The 23,751-nt window shown below is 70.9% G+C and carries 27 protein-coding genes, 1 tRNA gene and 1 riboswitch; of the genes, 13 read left to right on the top strand and 15 right to left on the bottom strand.

Features of this window, described 5'->3' with window-relative positions; genetic code table 11:
- Positions 1–180 precede the first annotated feature (180 nt).
- The 7 genes from AQI70_RS33475 (at position 181) to AQI70_RS33445 (ending at position 5,478) form a co-directional block, all read left to right on the top strand.
- Positions 181–1,263, top strand: coding sequence for an AfsR/SARP family transcriptional regulator (locus AQI70_RS33475; RefSeq protein ID WP_062156198.1), 1,083 nt, complete (start codon positions 181–183; stop codon positions 1,261–1,263).
- Positions 1,260–1,505, top strand: coding sequence for a hypothetical protein (locus tag AQI70_RS33470; RefSeq protein ID WP_062156197.1), 246 nt, complete (start codon positions 1,260–1,262; stop codon positions 1,503–1,505). Before AQI70_RS33475 ends, AQI70_RS33470 begins: the two co-directional genes overlap by 4 nt.
- Positions 1,502–2,209, top strand: a complete 708-nt coding sequence (locus tag AQI70_RS33465; protein ID WP_062156196.1) for a DUF6585 family protein — start codon at positions 1,502–1,504, stop codon at positions 2,207–2,209. Before AQI70_RS33470 ends, AQI70_RS33465 begins: the two co-directional genes overlap by 4 nt.
- 105 nt (positions 2,210–2,314) lie before the next feature.
- Positions 2,315–2,542 carry a hypothetical protein gene (locus tag AQI70_RS33460; RefSeq protein ID WP_062156195.1) on the top strand — a complete coding sequence of 76 codons (228 nt, stop codon included), beginning with the start codon at positions 2,315–2,317 and terminating at the stop codon, positions 2,540–2,542.
- 51 nt (positions 2,543–2,593) lie between these two features.
- Positions 2,594–3,745: a DUF4185 domain-containing protein gene (locus AQI70_RS33455; RefSeq protein ID WP_244181932.1), complete on the top strand. Its 1,152-nt coding sequence runs from the start codon at positions 2,594–2,596 to the stop codon at positions 3,743–3,745.
- Positions 3,746–3,937: 192 nt separating this feature from the next.
- Entirely contained in the window at positions 3,938–4,795 is an 858-nt protein-coding gene (locus AQI70_RS33450; RefSeq protein WP_062156193.1) for an LLM class flavin-dependent oxidoreductase, read from the top strand.
- Between the two features lie 173 nt (positions 4,796–4,968).
- Positions 4,969–5,478 carry a hypothetical protein gene (locus AQI70_RS33445; RefSeq protein ID WP_062156192.1) on the top strand — a complete coding sequence of 170 codons (510 nt, stop codon included), beginning with the start codon at positions 4,969–4,971 and terminating at the stop codon, positions 5,476–5,478.
- A gap of 25 nt (positions 5,479–5,503) precedes the next feature.
- On the opposite strand, the gene AQI70_RS33440 is transcribed toward AQI70_RS33445, so the two are convergent.
- Together AQI70_RS33440 and AQI70_RS33435 are read right to left on the bottom strand one after the other, a co-directional pair.
- Complete coding sequence (locus AQI70_RS33440; protein ID WP_244181943.1) at positions 5,504–5,959, bottom strand: DUF2267 domain-containing protein; 456 nt, start codon at positions 5,957–5,959, stop codon at positions 5,504–5,506.
- Positions 5,960–6,059: 100 nt separating this feature from the next.
- Positions 6,060–6,476 (bottom strand): Hsp20/alpha crystallin family protein, encoded by a 417-nt coding sequence (locus AQI70_RS33435; protein WP_208607499.1) that lies wholly within the window; start codon positions 6,474–6,476, stop codon positions 6,060–6,062.
- A 128-nt stretch (positions 6,477–6,604) separates the two neighbouring features.
- Between AQI70_RS33435 and AQI70_RS33430 the strand changes: the two genes are divergently transcribed.
- Entirely contained in the window at positions 6,605–6,907 is a 303-nt protein-coding gene (locus tag AQI70_RS33430) for a hypothetical protein (RefSeq protein ID WP_062156189.1), read from the top strand.
- A gap of 297 nt (positions 6,908–7,204) precedes the next feature.
- Positions 7,205–8,677: an alginate lyase family protein gene (locus AQI70_RS33425; RefSeq protein WP_062156225.1), complete on the top strand. Its 1,473-nt coding sequence runs from the start codon at positions 7,205–7,207 to the stop codon at positions 8,675–8,677.
- A 69-nt stretch (positions 8,678–8,746) separates the two neighbouring features.
- Here AQI70_RS33425 and AQI70_RS33420 read toward each other — a convergent pair whose 3' ends face one another.
- Together AQI70_RS33420 and AQI70_RS33415 are read right to left on the bottom strand one after the other, a co-directional pair.
- On the bottom strand, positions 8,747–10,246 hold the full coding sequence (locus tag AQI70_RS33420) for an MFS transporter (RefSeq protein WP_062156188.1): 1,500 nt from the start codon (positions 10,244–10,246) through the stop codon (positions 8,747–8,749).
- 54 nt (positions 10,247–10,300) lie between these two features.
- Complete coding sequence (locus tag AQI70_RS33415) at positions 10,301–11,668, bottom strand: DUF445 domain-containing protein (protein ID WP_107117138.1); 1,368 nt, start codon at positions 11,666–11,668, stop codon at positions 10,301–10,303.
- A gap of 230 nt (positions 11,669–11,898) precedes the next feature.
- Here AQI70_RS33415 and AQI70_RS33410 point away from each other — a divergent pair, with 230 nt between their 5' ends.
- Entirely contained in the window at positions 11,899–13,236 is a 1,338-nt protein-coding gene (locus AQI70_RS33410; protein WP_062156186.1) for an SGNH/GDSL hydrolase family protein, read from the top strand.
- A gap of 159 nt (positions 13,237–13,395) precedes the next feature.
- Here the strand turns inward: AQI70_RS33410 and AQI70_RS33405 are convergent, their stop codons facing one another.
- The 4 genes from AQI70_RS33405 to AQI70_RS33390 all read right to left on the bottom strand — a co-directional run bounded on the left by AQI70_RS33405 (position 13,396) and on the right by AQI70_RS33390 (position 16,782).
- Positions 13,396–14,097 (bottom strand): DUF1707 SHOCT-like domain-containing protein, encoded by a 702-nt coding sequence (locus tag AQI70_RS33405; RefSeq protein WP_062156185.1) that lies wholly within the window; start codon positions 14,095–14,097, stop codon positions 13,396–13,398.
- 33 nt (positions 14,098–14,130) lie between these two features.
- Positions 14,131–15,141 (bottom strand): ABC transporter ATP-binding protein, encoded by a 1,011-nt coding sequence (locus AQI70_RS33400; RefSeq protein ID WP_208607498.1) that lies wholly within the window; start codon positions 15,139–15,141, stop codon positions 14,131–14,133.
- An 8-nt stretch (positions 15,142–15,149) separates the two neighbouring features.
- Complete coding sequence (locus AQI70_RS33395; protein WP_062156224.1) at positions 15,150–15,914, bottom strand: ABC transporter permease; 765 nt, start codon at positions 15,912–15,914, stop codon at positions 15,150–15,152.
- Positions 15,915–15,981: 67 nt separating this feature from the next.
- Positions 15,982–16,782 carry an ABC transporter permease gene (locus tag AQI70_RS33390; RefSeq protein ID WP_062156183.1) on the bottom strand — a complete coding sequence of 267 codons (801 nt, stop codon included), beginning with the start codon at positions 16,780–16,782 and terminating at the stop codon, positions 15,982–15,984.
- Between the two features lie 233 nt (positions 16,783–17,015).
- On the opposite strand from AQI70_RS33390, the gene AQI70_RS33385 reads away from it, so the two are divergent.
- The gene (locus AQI70_RS33385; protein WP_062156182.1) at positions 17,016–19,415 is read left to right on the top strand and encodes a transglycosylase domain-containing protein; all 2,400 of its coding nucleotides are present in this window, start codon (positions 17,016–17,018) and stop codon (positions 19,413–19,415) included.
- Positions 19,416–19,428: 13 nt separating this feature from the next.
- On the opposite strand, the gene AQI70_RS33380 is transcribed toward AQI70_RS33385, so the two are convergent.
- The 3 genes from AQI70_RS33380 to AQI70_RS33370 form a co-directional block, all read right to left on the bottom strand.
- A complete protein-coding gene (locus AQI70_RS33380) occupies positions 19,429–19,749 on the bottom strand; it encodes a DMT family transporter (protein ID WP_062156181.1) in 321 nt (106 codons plus the stop codon).
- Positions 19,750–19,785: 36 nt separating this feature from the next.
- Positions 19,786–19,856: riboswitch (guanidine-III (ykkC-III) riboswitch) on the bottom strand.
- Positions 19,857–19,935: 79 nt separating this feature from the next.
- Complete coding sequence (locus AQI70_RS33375; RefSeq protein WP_004000934.1) at positions 19,936–20,292, bottom strand: GroES family chaperonin; 357 nt, start codon at positions 20,290–20,292, stop codon at positions 19,936–19,938.
- A gap of 65 nt (positions 20,293–20,357) precedes the next feature.
- Positions 20,358–20,687, bottom strand: coding sequence for a DUF3618 domain-containing protein (locus AQI70_RS33370; RefSeq protein WP_062156180.1), 330 nt, complete (start codon positions 20,685–20,687; stop codon positions 20,358–20,360).
- A gap of 95 nt (positions 20,688–20,782) precedes the next feature.
- On the opposite strand from AQI70_RS33370, the gene bcp reads away from it, so the two are divergent.
- Positions 20,783–21,250 carry a thioredoxin-dependent thiol peroxidase gene (bcp, locus tag AQI70_RS33365; RefSeq protein ID WP_062156179.1) on the top strand — a complete coding sequence of 156 codons (468 nt, stop codon included), beginning with the start codon at positions 20,783–20,785 and terminating at the stop codon, positions 21,248–21,250.
- A 39-nt stretch (positions 21,251–21,289) separates the two neighbouring features.
- Positions 21,290–21,376, top strand: a tRNA-Leu gene (locus AQI70_RS33360).
- 10 nt (positions 21,377–21,386) lie between these two features.
- Here the strand turns inward: AQI70_RS33360 and rdgB are convergent.
- The 4 genes from rdgB to AQI70_RS33340 all read right to left on the bottom strand — a co-directional run bounded on the left by rdgB (position 21,387) and on the right by AQI70_RS33340 (position 23,667).
- On the bottom strand, positions 21,387–21,989 hold the full coding sequence (rdgB, locus tag AQI70_RS33355) for an RdgB/HAM1 family non-canonical purine NTP pyrophosphatase (RefSeq protein WP_062156178.1): 603 nt from the start codon (positions 21,987–21,989) through the stop codon (positions 21,387–21,389).
- A gap of 68 nt (positions 21,990–22,057) precedes the next feature.
- Positions 22,058–22,462, bottom strand: a complete 405-nt coding sequence (locus AQI70_RS33350) for a hypothetical protein (RefSeq protein WP_004000930.1) — start codon at positions 22,460–22,462, stop codon at positions 22,058–22,060.
- Positions 22,463–22,607: 145 nt separating this feature from the next.
- Complete coding sequence (rph, locus tag AQI70_RS33345) at positions 22,608–23,345, bottom strand: ribonuclease PH (protein ID WP_062156177.1); 738 nt, start codon at positions 23,343–23,345, stop codon at positions 22,608–22,610.
- Between the two features lie 88 nt (positions 23,346–23,433).
- Positions 23,434–23,667 (bottom strand): PTS sugar transporter subunit IIB, encoded by a 234-nt coding sequence (locus AQI70_RS33340; protein WP_037888512.1) that lies wholly within the window; start codon positions 23,665–23,667, stop codon positions 23,434–23,436.
- Between the last annotated feature and the right edge of the window lie 84 nt (positions 23,668–23,751).

The raw sequence follows: 23,751 nt of genomic DNA, 5'->3' as shown, positions 1-23,751 counted from the left end.
ACGGCCCTTCCCCCTGAGTTGTCGCCTTTTCGCAGGTGAGGGACTTTAGCCCGGTCACCGGTCACATATGACCGGTTCAATGCCCTGTCCACGTTTCCTCCACGTCGGCCAGCTTCGAGGACATCGAGGTGATCGACCGGGACGCCGTGCGTCGCCCGGTCCGGAGAACGGGGAACCACCATGCCGACGACGACCGCACCCCAGGGACACCCGGGCGTCTACGCCCTCACCGCTCAGGAGCGCGAGGTGCTCCACGCCCTCGGCTGCGGCCTGGGGGACGCCGAGATCGCCGAAGCGCTCGCGCTGCCCGAGCATGCGGTGGCCGGACACCTGAGGCGGATCCTGCTGAAGCTCGGGCTGCCCGACCGGGCCGCCGCCATCGTGCACGCCTTCGACTGCGGTCTGGTCGTGCCGGGACAAGGACCGCGCAGGCAGGCCACACCATCGGCGCCCCCTGTCCAGGGGCGGACCGGCCCCTCCCCCGACGCGGGCCTCCGGGTCTGCGTGCTCGGCCCGTTGCGGGCCTGGCGCGGCGGGCAGCCCGTGGACGTCGGCCCGGTCCGGCAGCAGGCGGTGCTGGCGGCGTTGGCGCTGAGCCCGCACCGGTCGGTCAGCCGGCAGGAACTGCTCGACGGCGTCTGGGGGATGGAGTCGCCGGGCGGGAACGTCGTACCGGTCTATGTGTACCGGCTGCGCAAGGGCCTGCGTCTCGGTGAGTGCCCGGACTCGGTGATCAGGCGTGACCGGTACGGCTATCGGCTGGCGCCCGGCGCGGTCGAGGTGGACCTGACCCGCATGGAGGAGCTCGTCACCGCGGCCGGGGCCGCCGAGCGGGCCGGTGATCCGGCCGAGGCGGTGCGGCTGTGTGCCCGGGCGCTGGATCTGTTCCGGGGTGAGCCGCTGGCCGGACTGCCGGGGCCTTTGGCCGAGTTGGAGCGGGTGCGGCTGGTCGAGCGCAGGGCCGCCCTGGCCCAGCGCAAGGCGCAGTGGCAGCTGAGGCTCGGACGGGTCGCCGACGCGATCACCGACCTGTCCGCGCTGGCGCTGGAACAGCCCCTGAACGAACCGGTCGCCGCCCAGCTGATGCTCGCCCTGCACCGCGTCGGCCGGCGGGCCGAGGCACTGGCCGTGTTCGAGCGCACGACCAGGCGGCTCGCCGACGATCTGGGGGTGACCCCGGGCGAACCGCTGCGCCGGGCGCGGTGGTCGGTCCTGTGCCGGGACGACACGGGCCGCGGTCGCGCCCGGGCGGGTGCGGCATGAACGAGGGAACCCACCCGGACCACTCCGGCACCCGCGCCGACGAGCTACTGCTGGCAAGAGTCTCCGAGGCCGCAGGCAGGGGGACGAGGGCAGGCGCACGGCTGGACCTGTACGAACACGGGCTGACGGCCGCCACCGACCAACTGGGGGCGGCCCGGGACGAACCGCTGCGCCGGGCACGGTGGTCGGTCCTGCGCGGGAACGACACGGGCCGCGGTCGCGCCCGGGCGGGTGCGGCATGAACAAGGGAACCCACCCGAACCACTCCGGCACCCGCGCCGACGAGCTACTGCTGGCAAGGGTCTCCGAGGCCGCAGGCAGGGCACGGCTCGGCAGGCGACGCGCCACCTACCGAGCACCACTCACCGAACCCGGAACCTGGCGGGCCGCCGTCGCGGAGGCACGGCACCTGCTACGGACCGGCGCGGGCAGGGGGACGAGGGCGGGCGCCCGGCTGGACCTGTACGAACACGGGCTGACGGCCGCCGTCGACGGGCGGATTCATGTCGTCCGCTACGACACCACGGTGGTGTGTCGGCGCAGGGTGCTGTCCCCGCAGGGCCTCGTCCGTGCCCTGGTGCTCGTCGACGTCGACGGTGGGCGGATCGTGCTGCGCTGCGGCGACTTCGGCCGGCCGGAGGTGTGGGGGCCCGAGATCCGCCGGACCGTCACCGACGCACAGGTGCCGCGGGCCCTGGCCGCGCTGGCCGCGGGGGCGCGGCTCGTCTTCGGCCCCGTGTGGGTCACCGGGGACGAGGTCGGCTCGCGCGGGACGTCCCTGCGATGGGCGCAGGTCCAGCGCATCGAGATCCTCAACGGCTCCGTCGCCCTCCGCGCCGCCGGGCGGTGGCAGGTGTGGGGAACCGTCGCCTCCGAGATCCCGAACCTCTGCGTCCTGCGCGCCCTCGCCGAGCACCTGGCCGCGGCCGAGCGGGACGAGGAATGACGTACGGCCCCTTGTTTCACGGCGATTTCACCGGCCGCTCCTGGCGTCCGACCGGACGTGCCGGCGGCCACTCACCACTCACCCAGCACAGAAGGAGATTCCGGCATGGCCGACAACTACCGATACCGGTGCGGCGAGTGCGGGCACCGCACCGCCTGGGGGAGCGAATCCCGCGGTGAGCAGGCGATGGGGACGCACTACGCCCGACGCCATCGGCACACCGCCCCCGGAGGCATGGTCGAGTTCCGCAAGGGGTCCTCCGGGGGCGGCGCCGGGTGCCTGATCGTCCTGGCGTTCATGGTCCTGCTGCTGATCATCGCTTCCCAGCGCTGACGCCCCCCCGCCCAGAAAACCCTTCACCACCACGGAGGTTCACCCATGTCCATGTCCTCTCTTCCGACCCGGCGCTCCCTGCTCAGGGCCGGTATGGGGCTCACGCTCGCCGGAGCCGGGCTGTCGGTCGCCGGGCCCGCCCTTCCCGCGGTGGCCGCCGGGCCCGCCATGGCCGCCGGGCAGAGCGGTACGCCCTTGTGCGACCGGCCCGGTGACTCGGCGAGTCAGCAGGGCCTCGGCTCCGGCGACCTCGCGATCCCGTACTACCGGGAGCACGACGGCACTTGGGGCTACGTCTTCGGTGACGCGTGGACGGGAACGCGGCAGAGCGGTGAGTACATCGGCTCCCCGGTGATGCTGAACCAGGCGAGCTTCGACGCCTCGGGCGCGACACCGATCTCGTTCACCTGGGCGATGCCGACCGGGGGCCGGGCCGGCCAGTTGTTCGCCTACGGGCACGACACGGACAACGGGTACGGCCACGAGGTGAGCCGTATCCCCAACGACTGCATCGAGTTCGGCGGCCGCACCTACATCCAGTACACGTCGGTGCACACCTGGGACCCGCCGGCCGGCTACGACGGCTCGCTGATGTCCGGCGTCGCCTACTCCGACGACCACGGGGTGACCTGGCACGACTACGACTACCGCTGGGCCGGCGATCTCCAGGGGGCGAACCAGTCCCTGTACGGCATGTGGTCGTTCGCGGGCATCGATCCCGACGGCTGGCTCTACGTCTTCTCCAAGCGCTGGAACGGCACCCACAAGAACACGGCCGACGGCGGAGCCATCCAGCTCTTCCGCATCCGGCCGGACGACTTCCGGGACGGCAACTTCGGCGCCCAGCAGAACTGGGCCCATCTCGGCGGCTCCTGGCAGTGGACCACCGCCGCGCCGCCGTCGGTCATCCTGACCGGGCACAACACCGGCGAGTTCTCCGTGAAGCGGATCAACGGCACGTACTGCATGAGCTACTTCGACGTCGACATGGGCGCGATCTGCACCCGCACCGCACCCCGCCCCGACGCCGTATGGAGCATCCCCGTCCCGCAGATCACCGCCCTGACGGTGCCCAACCTCTACGGCGGCTACATCCACCCCGGCAGCGCGAGCGCCACCTCACTGACCCTGATCGTGTCGCAGTGGAACGGCACCGTGGGCACGCCCTACCGGGTGCTGCAGTTCGACGGCATCCGTCCGTGACGCCCGCCGTAATCCCCGCCGGGACAAATGGTTTGTCCGGCGAAACCGACCCGCCCTACAGTGAACCGACTTCGAAGAGACGTTCCCCCGAAACACGCCGCAGAGCGGGAGCGTCCCACCTCGCGAAGGCTCGCTGAGGTGCAGGAGGGGCGGCAGCTGTCTTTGTCGACCCCTCTTTCGAAAGGCTCCCTCATGAACGTCGGTACGAACGTGGGCATCGGCCTGCCCATCGGCGACCCGACCACCCTGCTCACCTGGGCCCGCCGCGCCGACGCCGGTCCCTTCAGCACCCTCGGCCTGCTCGACCGGCTCGTCTACGACAACCCCGAGCCACTGGTCGCCCTGGCCGTCCTCGCCGGTGCCACGACCCGCGTCCGTGTCCAGACCGAGGTGCTGCTCGCCCCGCTGCGGGACACCGCCCTGCTGGCCAAGCAGGCCGCCACCCTCGACCGTATGACCGGGGGCCGGCTGACCCTCGGCCTGGGCGTCGGCGGCCGGGACGACGACCATCGGGTCGCGGGCACCGACCTGCGCACCCGGGGCCGGCGCATGGACGAGCAGATGGCGATGATGTGCCGCCTGTGGTGGGGCGAGCCGTACGGCGACGGCGTCGGCCCGATCGGTCCGGCGCCCGCCCGGCCCGGCGGCCCTCAGGTGCTGTTCGGCGGCTTCAAGCCCGCCGCCCTCGAACGCGTCGCCCGCTGGGGCGACGGCTTCCTCGCCGCCGCGGCGCCCTCCTGGGCGGGCGGCCTGTTCGACACGGTCCGCGGGTTCTGGAAGGAGTACGGCCGCGACGGCGAGCCCCGGCTCGTGGCCCAGGTGAACGTCGCGCTCGGCCCGCGGGAGGTGCTGGACGACGCCCGCGCCCGCATGCACGCGTACTACGCCTTCACCGGCACGGCCGACCGCATGGTCGCCGGACTGCTCACCACCCCGGCCGAGATCCGCTCCGCGATCACCGCCTTCGCCGATCTGGGCGCCGACGAGGTCATGCTCTACTGCTACGGCCTCGACCCGGACCAGGTGGACCGCCTGGCCGACGTGCTGTGACGCCCCTGTTGCCGGAACTGTGAGCTCCGCCACAGCCGGGTGCGCCGGGCCCTGATGGACTCGGCGCACCCGTCCGTCCTGCCTGGAGACCGTCCGTCCTGCCGGGAGACCGTCCGTCCTGCCGGGAGACCGCCCGTCCCGCCGGGAGACCGCCCGTCCTGTCTGGAGACCACTTGTTACTGCTGCTCCCGCTGGTCACCCTGGTCGCGGTCATCGCCGCCGTGGGCCTGTGCGGGTACGGCAGCCGCACCCTGGCCGACCACGGCCCACGGCGCGCGAGCGCTCCCGTCGTGCTGCGCGGGCTCGCCGCCCTCGCGGGCGCCGGGGCCTGCGCCCTGTACGCATGGGGGCTGCTCGCCGTCTGCGGCGCGGTCCTGGCGGCGGAGGACGGCGGCACCGACTCGGCGCCGACCCCGTCCTGCCGTACGCCGGGCTGGTCGGAGCGGCACCTACAGGGCGTCGAGATCGTCGAGTACACGGTCACCTACGTCCCTCTCGGGTTCGTGTGCGAGACGAGCGACGGCGGCAGGTACGACAACGGTGCCGTGCCCGGGTACGTCAACCCGGCCGTGCCGGGCCTCGCCCTCACCGCCGCCGGATGCGCCATCGGCGCGGGGTACTCGGCGGAACTGCGTGCGCGGGCCGAGTGGCGCGAGGGTGAGGCCCAGCGGGGGAGTTCCTGACCGGCGCGGGCTCCCCCGGCCGCGGTCACTCCACCGGCGAGGCCAGTTCCGCTCTGCCGAACAACAGGGCGTAACCGGGCGGGAGCTGGCCCAGGATGCGCTCCAGCAGATCGTCGCCGACGCGCTTCGGCAGGACGCTCAGGACCGAGCTGGCGTCCCAGCGGGCGGTGGCCGGCGTGGCTCCCGCTATGCGGGCGGCGATCGAGTCGACGAACTCCGCCGCGGTGAGGGGGCGCGTGGCGGGGATCTGGGAGGCGATCACTCTGGCCGCCTCCTCGGGCAGGGCACGGGCCAGATCGACCCGTTCGTCGCCGATCACATGGCCGCCGAGGGCCGACAGGACGATGCGGGTGACGCGCTCGGCCTCCGCCGTCGTCGGGTACTGCCCGGACTCCCGTACCTCCTCGATCAGTTCGGACCAGGTGGGCCGGTCCTCGATCCGGCCGTCGGACGGGTCCGTCAGGGTCGGCACCGTCGTCATGGTCATCGCGCGGGCTCCTCCTCCGGTTGCGCGCAGGGATGTGCCGCGTCCCGCAGGCCCTGGCGCTCGCCTGCGGGACGCTTCTGTGCGGTCGGTCAGCTCACTTGTCGAGCTGCTTGCGGTCTCCGCCCGTGATCTGGATGCGGCGCGGCTTGGCCTGCTCGGCCACGGGGATACGCAGGGTCAGGACGCCGGCCTCGTAGGAGGCGTCGATGCGGTCCGTGTCGAGCGTGTCGCCGAGGAACAGCTGGCGGGTGAAGGTGCCCGTGGGGCGTTCGGCGACGAGCACCTCCGCGCCCTCGGGAGCGGGGGTGCGGCGCTCGGCGCGGACGTTCAGGACGTTGCGCTCGACGTCGAGCTCGATCGTCTCGGGGTCGATGCCGGGGAGGTCGAAGTGGACGACGAAGTCGTCCCCGGACCGGTAGGCGTCCATCGGCATCGCGGCGGGGCGGGCCGCGCCGAAGACCTGCTGCGTGAGTCGGTCGAGTTCACGGAACGGGTCGGTACGCATGAGCATCACAGGTCACTCCTCTCATCAGGCGGTACTGGTGCGATGCCCTACGGTTTTTATATAACTCCGGGGAGAAAAATTGACAAGGGTGGGCTCAGGTTCCCGGGCCGGTTCACCGAGCGGTTGGAGGAAGCATGGCGAAGGTTCCCAGCGCGGTGGTCGCCGCCGGCGGGCTCGTGGGCGGCTACGGAGTGGCCCGCTGGACCAGGAAGCGGCAACTCGGCGGGGCCGTCCTGGCCGTCGCGGGGGCCGCGGCCGCACGGCAGTGGCGGCAGCAGGCGGGCGGCACGGCCGCGGGGGCGCTGACCGCCGCGTATGTCGCCGCCTTCGCCGGCTCGCACCCGCTGGCCAAGAAGGTGGGCGCCTGGCCCGCCGTGTTCGGGGTGGCGGGGGCGGTGGCCCTGGCGTCGTGGGCGGTGGCGGACCGGCGGGGCTGAGAAGCCGCATCCCGCGCGGCCGAGCCGTCCGACGTACGCAGCCGTCCGGCGTACGAAGCCGTGCGACGTACGAAGCCGTGCGACGTACGAAGCCGTGCGACGTACGAAGCCCGGGCCCGGGCCGACGGCGCCGGGCCCGGCGCCGCCCAGCACATGCGCGTACCCGGATCAACGCCGCCGGACGAGTCCGCAACGGTTTTCTGTTATCGCCCTCCGTCTCCCCGCGTCTCCTCACCGTCCCCAGCCGCAGGCACGCGAGGAATTGACGACGTGACACGACAGATCAGCCGCCGGAGCATGCTCAAGGCCGCGGGCGCGGCAGCCGGAGCCGTCGGTATCGGTACGGCGGCCATGACGCCCACTCCGGCCGCTGCGGCCGGCGCCTACGCCCATCCCGGCCTCCTGCACACCCGCGCCGACCTCGACCGGATGGCCGCCAAGGTGAAGGCCGGCGCCGCTCCCTACACGGCCGGGTTCGCCAAGCTGACCGCCAACCGGCACGCGCAGAGCGGCTGGACGGCCAATCCGCAGGCGATCGTCTACCGGGGGTCGGGCTCGCCCCAGAACTACCGGACCCTCTACAACGACGTCCACGCCGCCTACCAGAACGCCCTGCGCGGCCATGTCAGCGGCGACAGCGCCCACCTCGACACCGCCGTCGCGATCCTCAACGCCTGGTCGGCCAAGCTGACGAGCCTGCAGGGCAGCGCCGACCGCTTCCTGGCCGCCGGCCTGTACGGCTACCAGATCGCCAACGCCGCCGAACTCGTCCGCGATCACCCCGACTTCGAGCTCGGCCGGTTCCAGGAGATGCTGACCACCGTCTTCGCCTCCCTCAGCGACGACTTCCTGGTCAGACACAACGGCGCCGTCGTCAGCAACTACTGGACCAACTGGGACCTCACCGCCATGGCTTGCGTCCTGGCCACCGGCATCTTCTGCGACGACAGGGCCCAGGTCGCCCGCGCGGTCGAGTACTTCAAGCACGGCGAGGGGCTCGGCTCGATCAGGAACGCCATCCCCGTCGTGCACGACGACGGACTCGCCGAGTGGCTGGAGGCCGGCCGCGACCAGGGGCACGCCCTGCTCGGCGTCGGCCTGATGGGCACCTTCTGCGAGATGGCCTGGAACCAGGGCGTCGACCTGTACGGCTATGACGACAGCCGTTTCCTCAAGGGCGCCCAGTACGTCGCCAAGTGGGCGCTGGGCGGGGACGTCCCGTTCACCGCCAACACCCGCAAGAAGGGCGCGATCAACGGCTGGTCGGGCTCGGAGACCGTGACCGAGGCCGCGCCCGTGGATCCGGCGATGACCCGTCCGATCTGGGCGATGATCGCCAACCACTACACCAGGCGCCGGGGCCTGTCGGCGTCGTACCTCACCCGGATCGCCGCGAAGTCCGCGCCGGAGGGCGGCGGCGGGGACTACGGGCCCAACAGCGGTGGGTACGACCAGCTGGGCTTCGGCACGCTGGCGTTCACCCGGGACAAGGCCCAGGGCGCGCAGGGCACGGGCGGTTCGCCGAACCCGTCGGCTTCGGCTGCCGCGTCGGCCGGTACGGGCTCGGCCGGTACGGGCTCGGATGCCCGGCCGCAGACGGGGGCCACGGCGGCGCCCTCCGCAGCCGCCTCGGCCACCGCCGACGGTGACCTCGCCGCCACCGGCTCGAACGACGTCATCGGCTGGACCGCAGCCACGGGCGTCACCGCCCTCGCCGGCGGTCTGCTCCTGCTGCGCCGCCGGGACCGGGCCCGGCGCGCGTCCCAGTAGGACCGGCGGGACACCCGCGCCCCGGTCCCGGTTCCCGCCCCGGGGAGAGCCGGGACCCCGTCGGGTTCCCTACGACCCCGTCGCCCGCGCCGCCCGCACCGCGGCGCGAGGCGACCCGCCCACCGCCGTGAGCGGCCGTGCGATGTCCTCCAGCGCCCGCCTCTCGGCCCGTACCGCCAACACCGCGGCCACCAGCCCCGCCAGGCACATCAGCGACGCCCCGATCTGGAAGGCCAGCACAGTGTCGGCCACCCTCCCCGTGCCCGTGAGGTCGGCGAACAGCAGCGGTCCGCTGATACCGCCGGCCGCCGTGCCCAGGGCGTAGAAGAAGGCGATCGACATGGCCCGCGTCTCCATCGGGAACACCTCGGACACCGTGAGGTAGGCACTGGACGCGCCCGCAGAGGCGAAGAACAGGACCGCGCACCAGCAGGCCGTCAGGGTGGCCGCGGTCAGGGCGCCCCGGTCGAACAGCCAGGCCGTGCCGAAGAGCAGCAGGCCCGAGAGCAGGTACGTCGACGAGATCATGACCCTGCGGCCCACCGTGTCGAACAGCTTGCCGAGCAGCAGCGGGCCCAGGAAGTTGCCGAGCGCAATGACGGCGAAGTAGTAGCCGGTGCTGCCGGTCGGGACGTCGAAGAAGGCCGTCAGGATCGCGCCGAAACCGAAGGTGATGGCGTTGTAGAGGAACGCCTGGCCGATGAAGAGGGCGAAGCCGAGCGTGGCCCGCTTGCGGTACTTCGAGAAGACCGTGCGGCCGATCTCCAGGAACGTCACGCTCCTGCGCTGACGGATCGTGATCTCGCCCTCGGGGCGCGGCAGCGGCTCGTTCCGGTCGGCCTCCACCCGCCGTTCGATGGCGGACACGATCCGTTCCGCCTCGTCGTCGCGGCCGTGGATCAGCAGCCAGCGCGGGCTCTCCGGGACGTGCCGCCGGACCAGGAGGATCACCAGGGCGAGGACGGCGCCCAGCGCGAACGTCAGCCGCCAGCCGACGTCCTTCGGCAGGATCGCCGTGTCCAGCGCGACGATGGACAGGAGCGAGCCGCCGACCGCGCCCAGCCAGAAGCTGCCGTTGATCATCAGGTCGACACGGCCCCGGTACTCCGCCGGGATGAGCTCGTCGATCGCGGAGTTGATGGCCGCGTACTCGCCGCCGATGCCGAAGCCGGTCAGGAAGCGGAACAGGAAGAACCACCAGGTCTCGAAGGAGATCGCGGTCAGGGCGGTGGCTCCGAGATAGAACGCGAGCGTGATCATGAACAGCTTCTTGCGGCCCCATACGTCGGTCAGGCGGCCCCAGAACAGGGCGCCCGCGCAGGCACCCGCCACATACAGCGCGGCGGCCAGGCCCGTGACCTCGCCGGAGGTGATCGGCAGTCCGCTGCCGGGTTCGGAGAGGCGGCCGGCGATGTTGCCGACGACCGTGACCTCCAATCCGTCGAGGATCCACACGGTGCCGAGACCGATCACGATCGTCCAGTGCCAGCGCGACCACGGCAGGCGGTCGAGACGGGCCGGGATGTCGGTGGTCAGGGTGCGGCCGGTCTCGGCCTGGGCGACGGCCATGGGCTCCCTCCTCGTCGAGCGGAACCCGCGTCGAGTGCCCCGAGGGGGGCGGGGCTACGCCCCCAGCGCCCGCGACACGGTGTAGATCACCAGCCCGGCCAGCGAGCCCACCACCGTGCCGTTGATCCGGATGAACTGCAGGTCGCGCCCGATGTGCGCCTCGATCTTCCGGGTCGTGTGGCCTGCGTCCCAGCTCGCCACGGTGTCCGTGATCAGGGAGGTGATCTCCTTGCGGTACGTCGTGACGACGTGCACCGCCGCGTCCTCGACCCAGCGGTCCACCTTGTTCTGCATCGAGGGCTCGGCGGCCATCCGGGCACCCAGGGACAGCAGGGAGGCCCGCACCCGCAGGCGCAGCTCGCTGCGCTCGTCCTCGGCGGCCGACACGATCATGGCGCGGACGGCGGTCCAGGCGGACGCGATCAGGTCCTGGACCTCGCCGCGGGCCAGCACCTCGCCCTTCCAGCGTTCGACCCGCGCGCGGGTGTCGGTGTCGGACTGCAGATCGGAGGCGAAGTCGATGAGGAACCGGTCGAGGGCGCCGCGCGCCGGGTGGGAGGGCATGTCGCGCATCTCGACGCAGAAGCGGAGCAGTTCCTTGTAGACCCGCTCGCCGACCTTGCGGTCCACGAACTTCGGCGTCCAGCCGGGCGCGCCGCCCTGCACGGCGTCCATCACGTCGTCGCCGTGCAGCACCAGCCAGTCGTGCGCCTTGGCCACGATCAGGTCGACGGCCCGTTTGTGGCCGCCGTCGGCGACGATGCCCTCCAGCATCTTGCCGACGCCGGGCGCGATCTCGCGGGCGTCGGCGCGGCGGGTGATCGCCTCGCCGACCACCGCCTGGACGTCGGAGTCGCGCAGCACCCTCAGGGCGCCCCTGAGCGCCGTCGCCAGCTCGGCCGTGACACGGTCCGCGTGCTCGGGTTCCGCCAGCCAGGCGCCCAGCCGGCTGCCGATGCCGACGGTGCGCAGGCGCTGTCGTACGACGTCCTCGGAGAGGAAGTTCTCGCCGACGAACTCGCCCAGGGAGATCCCCAGCTGGTCCTTCTTGTTGGGGATGATCGCGGTGTGCGGGATGGGGATGCCCAGGGGGTGGCGGAAGAGGGCCGTGACCGCGAACCAGTCGGCGAGCGCGCCGACCATGCCGGCCTCGGCGGCCGCGGCGACGTAGTCCGCCCAGGTTCCGGCGCCCTGGTGCGAGGCCACCTTGGCGAGGACGTACACCAGCGCCACGAACAGCAGCAGCCCGGTCGCGGTGAGCTTCATCCGCCGTACGCCGCGCTGCTTCTCCTCGTCGGCGGCGGTGAACGTCGTCATCGCCCGTACGGCCGAGGCGGGGACACGCCGGTTACCGGCGCCATCCGGCCGGGCATGCTCCTCTACGCCACGTGTTCCCGTTTCATCCGGATTCGTACGTTCCATACGCTCCACCGTCCACGATCCCCCGAACACATTGTCCCTTCCTGACCGACTCCTGGAACGAATCAGGAGTTCCCGGCGTCTGTCCGATGGGGGGAGGTCGATGGCGAAGTCCGGATGAACTCCGGCGGCCCAATGGGGGGTCCGTGCAACTCCCCTCTGCCTTATGACGCATCATGAGGTGATCACATCGGAGCCTCGGGCTCCCATCCGCCCGAGGAGACTCGCACCGCATGACCAGGCGTAACGGTTATGCCCTGCTTTCTGCGATCATCGCCCTGATCGTGGCGGTTTCCGCCGCCATCTACGTCGGATTCGCCTCCGACGACAGCAGTGCCACCAGCAAGAACGTCACCGCCCAGGAAGGCGCCCCGCGCAACCCCGCCGCGCCCGCCTCCACCGGCATCTGGGTCGGGGCGTGGTCCGCCTCCCCCGTCGGCGCCGAGCCCGGCACCGAGCTGGAGGGCATGGCGGGGCGCTCGGTGCGCAACGTCGTCCACACGAGTGTCGGCGGTACGAGTGCCCGGGTCACACTGTCCAACCTCTACGGCCGGTCGGCGCTGACGATCACGCACGCGTCGATCGCCGTGGCCGCCGGCACCGGGACCGCGGCGGCGATCGCGGACACCATGCGGAGGCTGACCTTCGGCGGCAACACCACGGTCGTCATCCCGCCGGGACAGCAGGTGCTGAGCGACGCCGTGCGCCTCGCGATCCCGGCGGACACCGACGTCCTGGTCACCACCTACTCCCCCACGCGGTCCGGCCCGGTGACCTACCACCCGCACGCCCGCCAGACCAGCTACGTCGCCGAGGGCGACGTCACCGAGGACGCGACCGGCGTGGCGTACACCGGGCAGGTCGAGTACTGGCGCTACCTGACGGCGCTGGACGTGCTCAGCAACGAGTCCGACGGCACCGTCGTGGTCTTCGGCGACTCGCTGACCGACGGCATCACCTCCACCGAGAACACCAACCGCCGGTGGACGGACGTCCTTTCGCGCCGGCTGCGCGCGGCGGTCGCCTCCGGCCAGGACGTGCCGCGCTACAGCGTGGCCAACCAGGGCATCAGCGGCAACCAGATCCTCGCCAGCGGCGCCGGGCGCCCCGCGAACAACGAGGCCGGCATCAGCCGCTTCCACCGCGACGTCCTCTCCCGTACGAACGTCAAGGTCGTCGTCATCGACCTCGGCGTCAACGACATCCTGCGCAACCCCAACCTCGCCGACCCGAACCGCATCCTCGACGGCCTGCGCACCCTGGTCCGCCAGGCCCACGCCCGCGGCCTGAAGGTCATAGGCGCGACCCTGATGCCCTTCCAGGGCCACCGCGGCTACACGGAGGCCCGCGAAGGCGTCCGCCAGCAGATCAACGCCGAGATCCGGGCGGGCCGGGTCTTCGACGCGGTGGTCGACTTCGACAAGGCGGTCCGGGACCCGTACAACCCCCGCAAGTTCCGCCCCGACTACGACTCGGGCGACCACCTCCACCCCAGCGACAAGGGCTACGAGCGCATGGCGGAGGCCTTCAACCTCCAGGACCTGAAGGGCGCGGCCCCGGCGGAGCTGTAGCGAACCCGCCCAGCTGCGGGCAGTCGTGCCGCTGGGGCGGCACGGGTGGGCGCTGGGGGTACCCCCTGCTCGAAGAGCTCGGGGGAGGCACCCCGCAGCGCCGGGCCGCGCGACGCCCCCGCCTCAGCCCAGACGCCGGGCAACCCCGCAACGCACCGCTCAGCCCTCGCCCCGCAGCTCCCGCCGCTGCTCCCGCCGCTCCAGCTTCTCCCGCCGCCGCTCCTCCCGAAGCTCCTGCCGCTGGCCCCGCGTCAGCTTCCGCTCGACCCCGACCCCGCCCCAGAAGGCGAACCCGGTCACCACCACCCGAGGCGCCCCTGGATCTCCCGGCACCCCTTCCTCACGGTGATCGAAGCCCCCCATGATCCCGATCCCCCGCACCACGACCTCGACCCCGGGCGGCACGATCACCTGCACCCCGCCCATGATCGCGACACAGTTGATCTCGATCTCCCGGTCCGCGAAGTCCGCCTCCCGCAGATCGATCTCCCCGCCGCCCCAGAAGGCGAAGCAGCTGAACCGCCTCGGCGCCGTCCACCGCCCCTTGCGCTGGAACCCCGACATCACGGCGACAGCCCACGTCGACGACCCCTCACCGCCGACGATCCGCTCCGCCCAACTCCGCTCGAAGGCACCGGACTTCTTGACCATGTCGACCTTCGGAGCGGCCACCGCGCCGACGGGCAGATCACGGGTGATCGGCGCCAGCTCCCCGTAGGTCCGCGCCTTGTACGTGGCGTCCAGCCGTTCCCCGAACTCCTCCATGTCGAGACGCCCCTCCGCGAGGGCGTCCCGCAGGACCTCGGCGACTCGTTCACGATCGGCGTCGGAGGCGCGAAGCTCCGGGGCATCGTCGGTCATGTACAGCAGCCTACGAGCAACCCCGCACCGCGGCTACGAAACCGCTCGCTCCGCCCGCTCGGCCTGTTCCGCGTACATCTTGGCGATCACGGCCTCGATGTCCGGCTCCCGCACCGACAGGTCCACCAGCGGATACTCCGCCGCGATCCGCGCCACCAGCACCGCCGCCGACTCCGCCGCCGGGAACGCCAGCCACTGCCGCGGCCCCTCCACCTTCACCACCCGCGCGGGCCCGGCCTCGATCGGCGGCAGCTCACGCTCCAGGTCGACCACCAGGGTCCGCTCGCTCTCCCCCACCTCGTGCAGACCGGCGAGCGGACCGTCGTACATCATCCGCCCGTGGTCGATGACCATCACCCGCGAGCACAACTGCTCGATGTCCTGCAGGTCATGGGTGGTCAGCAGCACGGTCGTGGCGCGCTCGGTGTTCAACTCCCGCAGGAACTCCCGGACCTTCGCCTTGGAGATGACGTCGAGCCCGATCGTCGGCTCGTCCAGGTAGAGCACCTCGGGATCGTGCAGCAGCGCCGCCGCGATGTCGCCGCGCATCCGCTGGCCGAGGGAGAGCTGCCGCACCGGGACGTCCAGCAGCGCGCCGAGATCGAGGTGTTCGACGAGGCGGTCGAGGTTCTCGCGGTAACGGCCGTCCGGGATGCGGTACATGCGGTGCATCAGCTTGTACGAGTCGATCAGCGGCAGGTCCCACCACAGCGTCGTACGCTGCCCGAACACCACCCCGATACGGTGCGCGAGGCGCGTGCGCTCACGGGACGGGTCGATCCCGGCGACGCGCAGCCGGCCCCCGCTCGGGGTCAGGATCCCGGTGAGCATCTTGATCGTCGTCGACTTGCCGGCGCCGTTGGGGCCGATGTAGCCGACCATCTCACCGCGCGCCACGGTGAAGGAGATCGAGTCGACGGCCCTTACCTGCCGCCGCTCACGCTTGAGGAAGCCGGTCTTCTTGCGGACGTCGAAGACCTTCTCGACACGGTCGAGTTCAATGAAGGGGTCCATGACAGGTTCAGGCTTCATGACAGCATCCATCGCGCTCGCTAACTCCCCGTACTCCGATACGACCTCAGCCCCGACCGCCACGCCAGACCGGCCGACGCACAGCACACCGCCGCCACCAGCGGCGACGCGAAGGCCGCCCACTCGGGCAGACCGATCGGGTACGGCCGCCCCAACACATAGGCGGCGGGCACCCAGTTGACGAAGGCGAGCGGCAGCATGAAGGTCACGCCGCGCACCAGGTCCTTGCCGAACACGCTCGGCGGGTACTGCAGCAGTGTGTTGCCGCCGTACGTGAACGCGTTCTGCACCTCGGAGGCATCCTGCACCAGGATCTGGAAGGCCGCGCCCGCCACGAACAGCGAGCAGAAGATCACCGCGCCGCTGACCAGCATCACCGGCACCAGCAGCACCTTCTGCGCACTCCAGTCGACGTCGACGGAGACCAGCGCGTACCCCAGCACCACCGCGCCCTGGGTGATCCGGCCCAGGCGGCGCAGCGCGAAGCGGTCCGCGCCGATCTGGGCGAGCACCGGCGCGGGCCGCACGAGCAGCGTGTCGAACGAGCCGTCACGGATCCGGGCGCCCAGCACGTCCATCGAGCCGAGCACCAGGTCGGCGATCCCGAACGCGGTCGCCGACAGCCCGTACAGGAGGGCGACCTCGGGCATCGACCAGCCGCCCAGCGAGTCGACCTGGGAGAACATCAGCAGGATCGCCACGAAGTCCAGGCCGGTCACCAGCAGGTTGCCGAACACGGTGACGACGAAGGAGGTGCGGTAGGTCATGCTGGACCGCACCCACATCCCGGCGATCAGCCGGTAGGCCCGCAGCCCCTCGACCAGGGCGCTCCGCCGGGCGAGGGCACCGGTGTCACCCACCCTGCACCACCACCCGCCGTGTCGCGGCCGACTGCACCAGCCGCCCCGCCGCCAGCAGCACCACCGCCCACGCCGCCTGGAAGGCGTACGCGCGCAGCGGATCGGTCTCCCCCATCAGCACGTCCGCCGGCATCTGGATCTGCGCCGCCCAGGGCAGCACCCGCACGATGTCGCCGAGCACTCCGGGGAAAGCGTTCAGGGGCAGCACCATGCCCGAGAAGAAGATCCCCGTGATCATCAGGGCCTGGTTGACGCCCGTCCCGTCCATGAGCCAGAACACGCTCAGGGCCACCAGATAGCGGATCGCGAAGCTGACGACGGTGGCCAGCAGAAGCGTGACCAGGAAGGCCGCCCAGAGGGTGAGCTCCGTCGGCAGTGCCATCGGGAAGAACAACGCGCCGAAGAGGAACGGGATCACGCCCCGCCCCAGCATCTGGAACAGCGCCCGCCCCACGTCCCCCGCCAGCCACCACAGCTGGAGGTCGGCCGGCCGGTACAGGTCGACGGCGATCTCACCCGTGCGGATGCGCTCCATCAGGTCCTTCTCGGCGCCGCCGCCCTGGATGGCCAGCGTCGCGTAGAGGCACTGCCCCAGCCACACATAGGTGACCGCCTGCGCCTGGTCGTACCCGCCCAGGTGCGGCTTCTCGTCCCACAGCGCCAGATAGGTGTAGACGAGGATCACGCCGAAGACGGTGTTGGTGAACACCCCGGCCGCCGTCGCCGCCCGGTATGTGGCGTACCGTCTGAACCCGCCCACCGCGACGGCCAGATACAACCGCCCCGATCCCACATCCACGGCCCTCCTCGCCCGCGCCCGGCACCGAAGCGCAGGAGCCTAGTGCGCGGATGACGAGGGCTGCCAGCCGATTTCGGGGCGCTCCGGCGCGAGAGCCTGCTCACTTTCCGCGGACACGCTCCGGTTTCCGGGAACGGAACGCCGGGTGGGAGAGTCTTCAATGGGGGCGCAGTAGGCGTACGAGGCGTACGGGAACGTACGACGCGAAACAGGAGTCCGTACACGACATGAGCGACGAGCCGCAGCCGCAGGAGCAGCCGCAGGCCCAGCAGCCGACCGGGAAGGCCAAGCGGCCGAAGAGGACGGGTTGGCGGCGGATCATCCCGACCTGGCGGATGGTGCTCGGCACCTTCGTCATCGGCGTGCTGCTGCTCTTCGGGCTGTTCTTCCTCGGCTACTCCATGGTCAAGATCCCGCCGGCCAACGCGCTCGCCACCAAGCAGGCCAACGTCTACCTGTACGCGGACGGCTCCGTGATCGCCCGCGACGGCAAGGTCAACCGCGAGAACGTCACCCTGGCACAGATTTCCAAGGACGCCCGGTACGCGGTCCTGGCCGCCGAGGACCGCGACTTCTACACGGAGTCCGCGATCGACCCCAAGGCGATGCTCCGCGCGGCCTGGAACACGGCCACCGGCAAGGGCAAGCAGTCCGGCTCCACGATCACCCAGCAGTATGTGAAGAACTACTACCTGCGCCAGGAGCAGACCGTCACCCGCAAGGTGAAGGAGTTCTTCATCTCGATCAAGCTGGACCGCGAGAAGAGCAAGGACGAGATCCTGGAGGGCTACCTCAACACCAGCTTCTTCGGCCGCAACGCCTACGGCATCCAGGCCGCCGCGCAGGCCTACTACGGCATGGACGCCAAGGACCTCGACGCGCCCCGCGCCGCCTATCTGGCCGCGCTGGTCAACGCGCCCAGCGAGTACGACGTGATCGCCCACCCGGAGAACAAGGCCGCGGCCGTGGCCCGCTGGAACTACGTCCTGGACGGCATGGTCACGAAGGGCTGGCTCGCCAAGACCGAGCGGGCCGGCATGAAGTTCCCGATGCCCAAGGAGGCCACGGCCTCCACCAACCTGTCCGGGCAGCGGGGCTACATCGTGCGGATCGTGAAGGACTATCTGATCCAGAACAAGATCGCCACGGAGGAGCTGGAGGCCGGCGGCTACCGCATCACCACCACCCTGCAGAAGGACAAGCAGAACGCCTTCGTCGACGCCGTCAACGACCAGCTGATCTCCAAGCTGGACAAGAAGAACAACAAGGTCGACACCTACGTCCGCGCGGGCGGCGCCTCCGTCGACCCGAAGACCGGCAAGGTCGTCGCGATGTACAACGGCATCGACTACGTCAAGCAGTACACGCCGAACGCCACCCGCCGGGACTTCCAGGTCGGCTCCACCTTCAAGCCGTTCGTGTTCACCTCGGCCGTGGAGAACGGCTCCACCACGCAGGACGGCCGCCCGATCACGCCGAACACGATCTACGACGGCACCAACAAACGCCCGGTCCAGGGCTGGAGCGGCGGCGCCTACGACCCCGCGAACGAGGACGACGTCTCCTACGGCGACATCAGCGTCCGCACGGCCACCGAGAAGTCCGTCAACTCGGTGTACGCGCAGATGGCCGTGGACGTGGGCCCCGAGAAGGTGAAGGACACCGCGATCGAGCTCGGCCTGCCCTCCGCCACCCCGGAGCTCTACCCCTCGCCGTCGATCGCGCTCGGCGTGGCGCACGCCAGCGTCCTCGACATGGCGGAGGCCTACGCGACGCTCGCCAACCACGGCAAGCACGGCACGTACACCATGATCGAGAAGATCACCAAGGACGGCGCCGACGTCATCGAGATGCCGGAGCGCAAGACCTCCCAGGTCGTCAGCCGCGAGGCCGCCGACACCACGACCTCGATCCTGCAGAGCGTCGTCGAGAACGGCACCGCTTCCGCCGCGCAGGCCGTCGGCCGTCCGGTGGCGGGCAAGACCGGCACGGCGGAGGAGGACAAGGCCGCCTGGTTCGCCGGATACACCCCCGAACTCGCCACCGTCGTCGCCGTCATGGGCCAGGACCCGGTCACGGCCGCCCACAAGCCCCTGTACGGTGCGATGGGCCTGAACCGCATCAACGGCGGCGGGGCGCCCACCGACATCTGGGCCCAGTTCACCGAGAAGGCCCTGAAGGGCAAGCCGGTCACGGACTTCGACCTGCAGCTCCAGGAGGGCGCGGACGTGCCCCAGTACCCGACGACCGACCCGACCCGGGGCGACCAGGGCACCGGCGGTCAGGGGGACGGCGGCACCACCGGGGACACCACCGGCGGCCAGGACACCGAGGGCCAGACCGGCGGCGAGACGCCGGGCCAGACGGACGGCGGTACGACGGGCGACACGACGACCGGCGGAACCACCGACGGCGGTACGACCGACGGCGGCACCACTGGCGACACGACGACCGGCGGCACCACCGACGGGGGCACGACCACCGACGGCGGCACCACCGGCGACACGACGACCGGCGGAACGGACACCGGCGGCAGTACGGGCGACACCACGGGCGGCGGGACGGACTCCGGAGGGGGGACGGCCGGCACCACGGGCGGTCCGCGGAGCGCGGTCCGCAACGAGTGAGCGCCGGGCCGCCTCAGTGACCGCTGGTCGCCTTCAGCCCCACCACGGCGACCAGCAGCAGACAGACGAAGAAGATCCGCGCGGCGGTGACCGGCTCCCCCAGCACCACCATGCCGACCACCGCCGCGCCGGCCGCGCCGATGCCCACCCACACGCCGTAGGCGGTACCGATGGGCAGGGACTTCGCGGCGTACGACAGCAGCAGCATGCTGGCGACGATGCCGGCGCCGGTGAACAGGCTGGGGACGGGGCGGGTGAAACCGTCGGTGTACTTCATGCCGACCGACCAGCCGACTTCCAGCAGACCGGCGACGACGAGCAGGACCCAGGCCATGACGGGCACCTCCGAGACGTAGCGACGTGGGACGGGGGTGCGTCGTCTTTGCCTGCATCCCGGTACGGCGCGTCTCGTCGGGCTCCTTCAAAGCTAGCAAGGGAACGGGCAAAGGGGCCGGTGACGATGGTCACCGGCCCCTCGAACCGCTGAATCACAGGTACCGCTGATCACAGGTACCGCTGATTACAGGTAGAGCCCCGTGGAGTCCTCCGACCCCTCGAACCGGTCCGCGGCCACGGCGTGCAGATCACGCTCACGCATGAGCACATACGCGACGCCGCGCACCTCGACCTCGGCACGGTCCTCCGGGTCGTACAGAACCCGGTCGCCCGGCTCCACGGTCCGTACGTTCTGCCCCACCGCGACGACCTCCGCCCAGGCCAGCCGACGGCCGACGGCCGCCGTGGCGGGGATCAGGATGCCGCCGCCGGAACGCCGCTCACCCTCGTTCGTGTCCTGCCGCACGAGGACTCGGTCGTGCAGCATCCGGATGGGCAGCTTGTCGTGATGGGTGCTGTGCTCGTTTCTGTTGGCGCTCACGCCTTTGAACCTACCTGCCTTTGCCGCGTCCGTACGCCGGTGGGTCCGCCGCCCGGGCTCGTCGCTCAGCCCTTGCGGCGCCGGGTGCCCAGGGCCAGCAGCCCGACGAGCCCGACGGCGACGAGCGCGACGGGCACGATCCGCTCCATGCGGGGCGCGCCGTCCTCGTCGGTGAACTTGGCCTTGACATCGCTCACCGCCCGGTTGACCCCGACGTAGGCCCGCCCGAGTGTGTTGTCGATGTTCGAGACGACCTTGGCCTTGGCGTCGCCGACGATCGTCTTCGGGTGCACCCGCACCCCGATCTCGTCGAGCGTCTCGGCCAGCACTGCGCGACGGCGCTTGATGTCCGCCTCGATCTGCGCCGGTGTTCTGGTGTCCGACGTGTCCGCCACCGTACGGCCTCCGAAGTGAAGCTGATGCTGTTTGCGGACAGTCTGTCAGCTCCACGCCGGACCGCACTGTCAGGCTCCCCGGTTACGCTGGTCCGATGAGCGAGCGACTCCAGCCGGGGGACGTGGCCCCCGCCTTCACCCTGCCCGACGCCGACGGCAACGAGGTGTCCCTCTCGGACCACAAGGGCCGCAAGGTCATCGTCTACTTCTACCCGGCGGCCCTGACCCCCGGCTGCACCAAGCAGGCCTGTGACTTCACGGACAACCTGGAGCTGCTGGCCGGCGCCGGCTACGACGTGATCGGTGTCTCCCCCGACAAGCCGGAGAAGCTCGCCAGGTTCCGCGACCAGGAGTCCCTGAAGGTCACGCTGGTGGCCGACCCGGACAAGAAGGTCCTGGAGGCCTACGGCGCCTTCGGTGAGAAGAAGCTCTACGGCAAGACGGTCGTGGGCGTCATCCGCTCGACGGTGGTCGTCGACGAGGACGGCAAGGTCGAGCGGGCGCTGTACAACGTCAAGGCGACCGGCCACGTGGCCAAGATCATCAAGGATCTGGGCATCTGAGCACCCCGCCCGGCCAGTAGCATGGCCGGGCAAGGTCACGCGGCCGTGGTGGAATTGGCAGTCACGCTGGGTTTAGGTCCCAGTGGGGTAACACCCGTGAGGGTTCGAGTCCCTCCGGCCGCACCAGAGTTCGGCGTCAGCCGAGCAGTTCCCGTACGACCGGTGCGAGCGCCCGGAACGCCTTCCCGCGGTGGCTGATCGCGTTCTTCTCCTCGGGGCTCAGCTCGGCGCACGTGCGGGTCTCGCCCTCCGGCTGGAGGATCGGGTCGTAGCCGAAGCCGTTGGCCCCGACGGGGCTGTGCCGCAGCGTGCCCCTGAGCTGCCCCTCGACCACCCTTTCCGTGCCGTCCGGCAGGGCGAGTGCCGCCGCGCACGCGAAGTGGGCGCCGCGGTGGGCGTCGTCGATGTCGGAGAGCTGGGCCAGGAGCAGTTCGAGGTTGGCCTTGTCGTCGCCGTGCCGGCCGGCCCAGCGGGCCGAGAAGATGCCGGGGGCGCCGTTCAGGACGTCGACGCACAGGCCCGAGTCGTCGGCGACCGCGGGCAGTCCGGTCGCCCGGGCCAGGGCGTGGGCCTTCAGCAGCGCGTTCTCGGCGAAGGTGACGCCGGTTTCCTTGACGTCGGGGACGTCCGGGTAGGCGTCCGCGCCGACGAGGTCGTGCTGCAGTCCTGCGTCGGCGAGGATCGCCCTGAGCTCGGTGATCTTTCCGGCGTTACGGGTGGCGAGGATCAAGCGGGTCATGGGACCAGTATCCCGGCCCCGCCGCCCTGCTCGTCCGGCCCCGCCAACCCGCCCGTACCGCGTCGGTGTTACGGGGTGCAGACCTTGGTGAGTTCACCGGCCGCGTCCGTGACCGGGCTGACGTCCGGGGTCTCGTCGCCGTTCTTGACGGCGTCGCGGACGTTGGTGACGGCCTTCTGGAGGTCCTCCACGGCCTTGTTGACGTCGGCGTTGTCCGTCTTGTCGCCGATCTGGTCGAGGTTCTTGTCGATGGAGGTCAGGGACTCCTCCAGCTGGGTCGGGTCGTTGGAGGCGTTCTCCACGGCCTGCTGGAGTTCGGTGACGCTGTCGGCGATGGCGTCGGCGGTCTGCACGCAGTCCATCGCCTTGCCGACCGCGTCACAGCCGGTGGTCAGCCCGACCGTCAGCCCGACTGCCCCGATGGCTGCGGCGGCTATGGCGATACGGCTGCGGCGGCGTCGGCTCGTGGCCATGGTTGACGTTCCTCCCTGCTCAGGCCTCGCAGGCCCCCGTGGTGTATGGCCGGGCGTACGGCGGTGAGCCGTACGCCCGTACCTCTAGGGACGCCGGGGAAGGCGGCGCGGTTGCCCGAAGCGGCGACTGTTCTTGGTGTGTTCTTTACTTTTCGAGGACCGTATCAAGCGCCTTGCGCTGGAGTTCCGCCAGCTCCGCGCAGCCGGAGACCGCCAGGTCGAGCAGGGCGTCGAGCTCCGCGCGGGCGAAGGGTTCGGCCTCGGCGGTGCCCTGTACCTCGACGAAGCGGCCGTCGCCGGTGCAGACGACGTTCATGTCGGTCTCGGCCTTCACGTCCTCCTTGTAGCAGAGGTCCAGGAGCGGGACGCCGCCGACGATGCCGACGGAGACGGCGCTGACCGTGCCGGTGAGCGGCTTGCGGCCGGGCTTGATCAGCTTCTTGCCCTGGGCCCAGGAGACGGCGTCGGCGAGGGCGACGTAGGCGCCGGTGATGGCCGCCGTGCGCGTGCCGCCGTCGGCCTGGAGGACGTCGCAGTCGAGGACGATCGTGTTCTCGCCGAGCGCCTTGTAGTCGATGACCGCGCGCAGGGAGCGGCCGATGAGGCGGCTGATCTCGTGGGTACGGCCGCCGATCTTGCCCTTGACGGACTCACGGTCGCCGCGGGTGTTGGTGGCGCGGGGCAGCATGGCGTACTCCGCGGTGACCCAGCCCTCGCCGCTGCCCTTGCGCCAGCGCGGGACTCCTTCGCTGAAGGAGGCGGTGCACAGGACCTTCGTGTCGCCGAAGGAGACGAGGACGGAGCCCTCTGCGTGCTTGCTCCAGGCGCGTTCGATGGTGACCGGGCGGAGCTGTTCGGGGGTGCGGCCGTCGAATCGAGACATGCCGAGAGCCTAGCCGCACCTGCGAGAGGGCCCCTCCCGCGGTGGGAAGGGGCCCTCGGGGCTTGCAGCCCGGGACGATGCCCGCGCTTCACATCATGTCTTCGATCTCCGCCGCGATCGGGTCGGCGTCGGTGCCGATGACGACCTGGATGGCGGTGCCCATCTTCACGACGCCGTGGGCGCCGGCGGCCTTCAGGGCGGAATCGTCGACCAGCGAGGGGTCGCTGACCTCGGTGCGGAGCCGGGTGATGCAGCCCTCGATCTCCTCGATGTTGTCGATGCCGCCGAGCCCGGCGACGATCTTCTCAGCCTTGCTGGCCATTTCGGTCTCCTCACGCACTGTTGGCCCAACTTCACGAGCGGTTGCGTGGTGCGTACCGAAGGATGACGTCACAGCAACCCAATC

The organism is Streptomyces curacoi (genome assembly GCF_001513975.1).
Taxonomy (GTDB): Bacteria; Actinomycetota; Actinomycetes; order Streptomycetales; family Streptomycetaceae; genus Streptomyces; species Streptomyces curacoi.
The sequence above is the reverse complement of the archived record's forward strand: the minus strand, read 5'-3'. Positions and strand labels throughout refer to the sequence as shown.

Excerpts from the sequence above, each read along its gene's own strand:
- AQI70_RS33475 (WP_062156198.1), top strand. The coding sequence starts at position 181 with ATGCCGACGACGACCGCACCCCAGGGACACCCGGGCGTCTACGCCCTC.
- AQI70_RS33470 (WP_062156197.1), top strand. The coding sequence starts at position 1,260 with ATGAACGAGGGAACCCACCCGGACCACTCCGGCACCCGCGCCGACGAG.
- AQI70_RS33465 (WP_062156196.1), top strand. The coding sequence starts at position 1,502 with ATGAACAAGGGAACCCACCCGAACCACTCCGGCACCCGCGCCGACGAG.
- AQI70_RS33460 (WP_062156195.1), top strand. The coding sequence starts at position 2,315 with ATGGCCGACAACTACCGATACCGGTGCGGCGAGTGCGGGCACCGCACC.
- AQI70_RS33455 (WP_244181932.1), top strand. The coding sequence starts at position 2,594 with ATGTCCTCTCTTCCGACCCGGCGCTCCCTGCTCAGGGCCGGTATGGGG.
- AQI70_RS33450 (WP_062156193.1), top strand. The coding sequence starts at position 3,938 with ATGAACGTCGGTACGAACGTGGGCATCGGCCTGCCCATCGGCGACCCG.
- AQI70_RS33440 (WP_244181943.1), bottom strand. The coding sequence starts at position 5,959 with ATGACGACGGTGCCGACCCTGACGGACCCGTCCGACGGCCGGATCGAG.
- AQI70_RS33435 (WP_208607499.1), bottom strand. The coding sequence starts at position 6,476 with ATGCTCATGCGTACCGACCCGTTCCGTGAACTCGACCGACTCACGCAG.
- AQI70_RS33430 (WP_062156189.1), top strand. The coding sequence starts at position 6,605 with ATGGCGAAGGTTCCCAGCGCGGTGGTCGCCGCCGGCGGGCTCGTGGGC.
- AQI70_RS33425 (WP_062156225.1), top strand. The coding sequence starts at position 7,205 with ATGCTCAAGGCCGCGGGCGCGGCAGCCGGAGCCGTCGGTATCGGTACG.
- AQI70_RS33420 (WP_062156188.1), bottom strand. The coding sequence starts at position 10,246 with ATGGCCGTCGCCCAGGCCGAGACCGGCCGCACCCTGACCACCGACATC.
- AQI70_RS33415 (WP_107117138.1), bottom strand. The coding sequence starts at position 11,668 with ATGGAACGTACGAATCCGGATGAAACGGGAACACGTGGCGTAGAGGAG.
- AQI70_RS33410 (WP_062156186.1), top strand. The coding sequence starts at position 11,899 with ATGACCAGGCGTAACGGTTATGCCCTGCTTTCTGCGATCATCGCCCTG.
- AQI70_RS33405 (WP_062156185.1), bottom strand. The coding sequence starts at position 14,097 with ATGACCGACGATGCCCCGGAGCTTCGCGCCTCCGACGCCGATCGTGAA.
- AQI70_RS33400 (WP_208607498.1), bottom strand. The coding sequence starts at position 15,141 with ATGGATGCTGTCATGAAGCCTGAACCTGTCATGGACCCCTTCATTGAA.
- AQI70_RS33395 (WP_062156224.1), bottom strand. The coding sequence starts at position 15,914 with ATGTGGGTGCGGTCCAGCATGACCTACCGCACCTCCTTCGTCGTCACC.
- AQI70_RS33385 (WP_062156182.1), top strand. The coding sequence starts at position 17,016 with ATGAGCGACGAGCCGCAGCCGCAGGAGCAGCCGCAGGCCCAGCAGCCG.
- AQI70_RS33380 (WP_062156181.1), bottom strand. The coding sequence starts at position 19,749 with ATGGCCTGGGTCCTGCTCGTCGTCGCCGGTCTGCTGGAAGTCGGCTGG.
- bcp (WP_062156179.1), top strand. The coding sequence starts at position 20,783 with ATGAGCGAGCGACTCCAGCCGGGGGACGTGGCCCCCGCCTTCACCCTG.
- rdgB (WP_062156178.1), bottom strand. The coding sequence starts at position 21,989 with ATGACCCGCTTGATCCTCGCCACCCGTAACGCCGGAAAGATCACCGAG.
- AQI70_RS33350 (WP_004000930.1), bottom strand. The coding sequence starts at position 22,462 with ATGGCCACGAGCCGACGCCGCCGCAGCCGTATCGCCATAGCCGCCGCA.
- rph (WP_062156177.1), bottom strand. The coding sequence starts at position 23,345 with ATGTCTCGATTCGACGGCCGCACCCCCGAACAGCTCCGCCCGGTCACC.
- AQI70_RS33340 (WP_037888512.1), bottom strand. The coding sequence starts at position 23,667 with ATGGCCAGCAAGGCTGAGAAGATCGTCGCCGGGCTCGGCGGCATCGAC.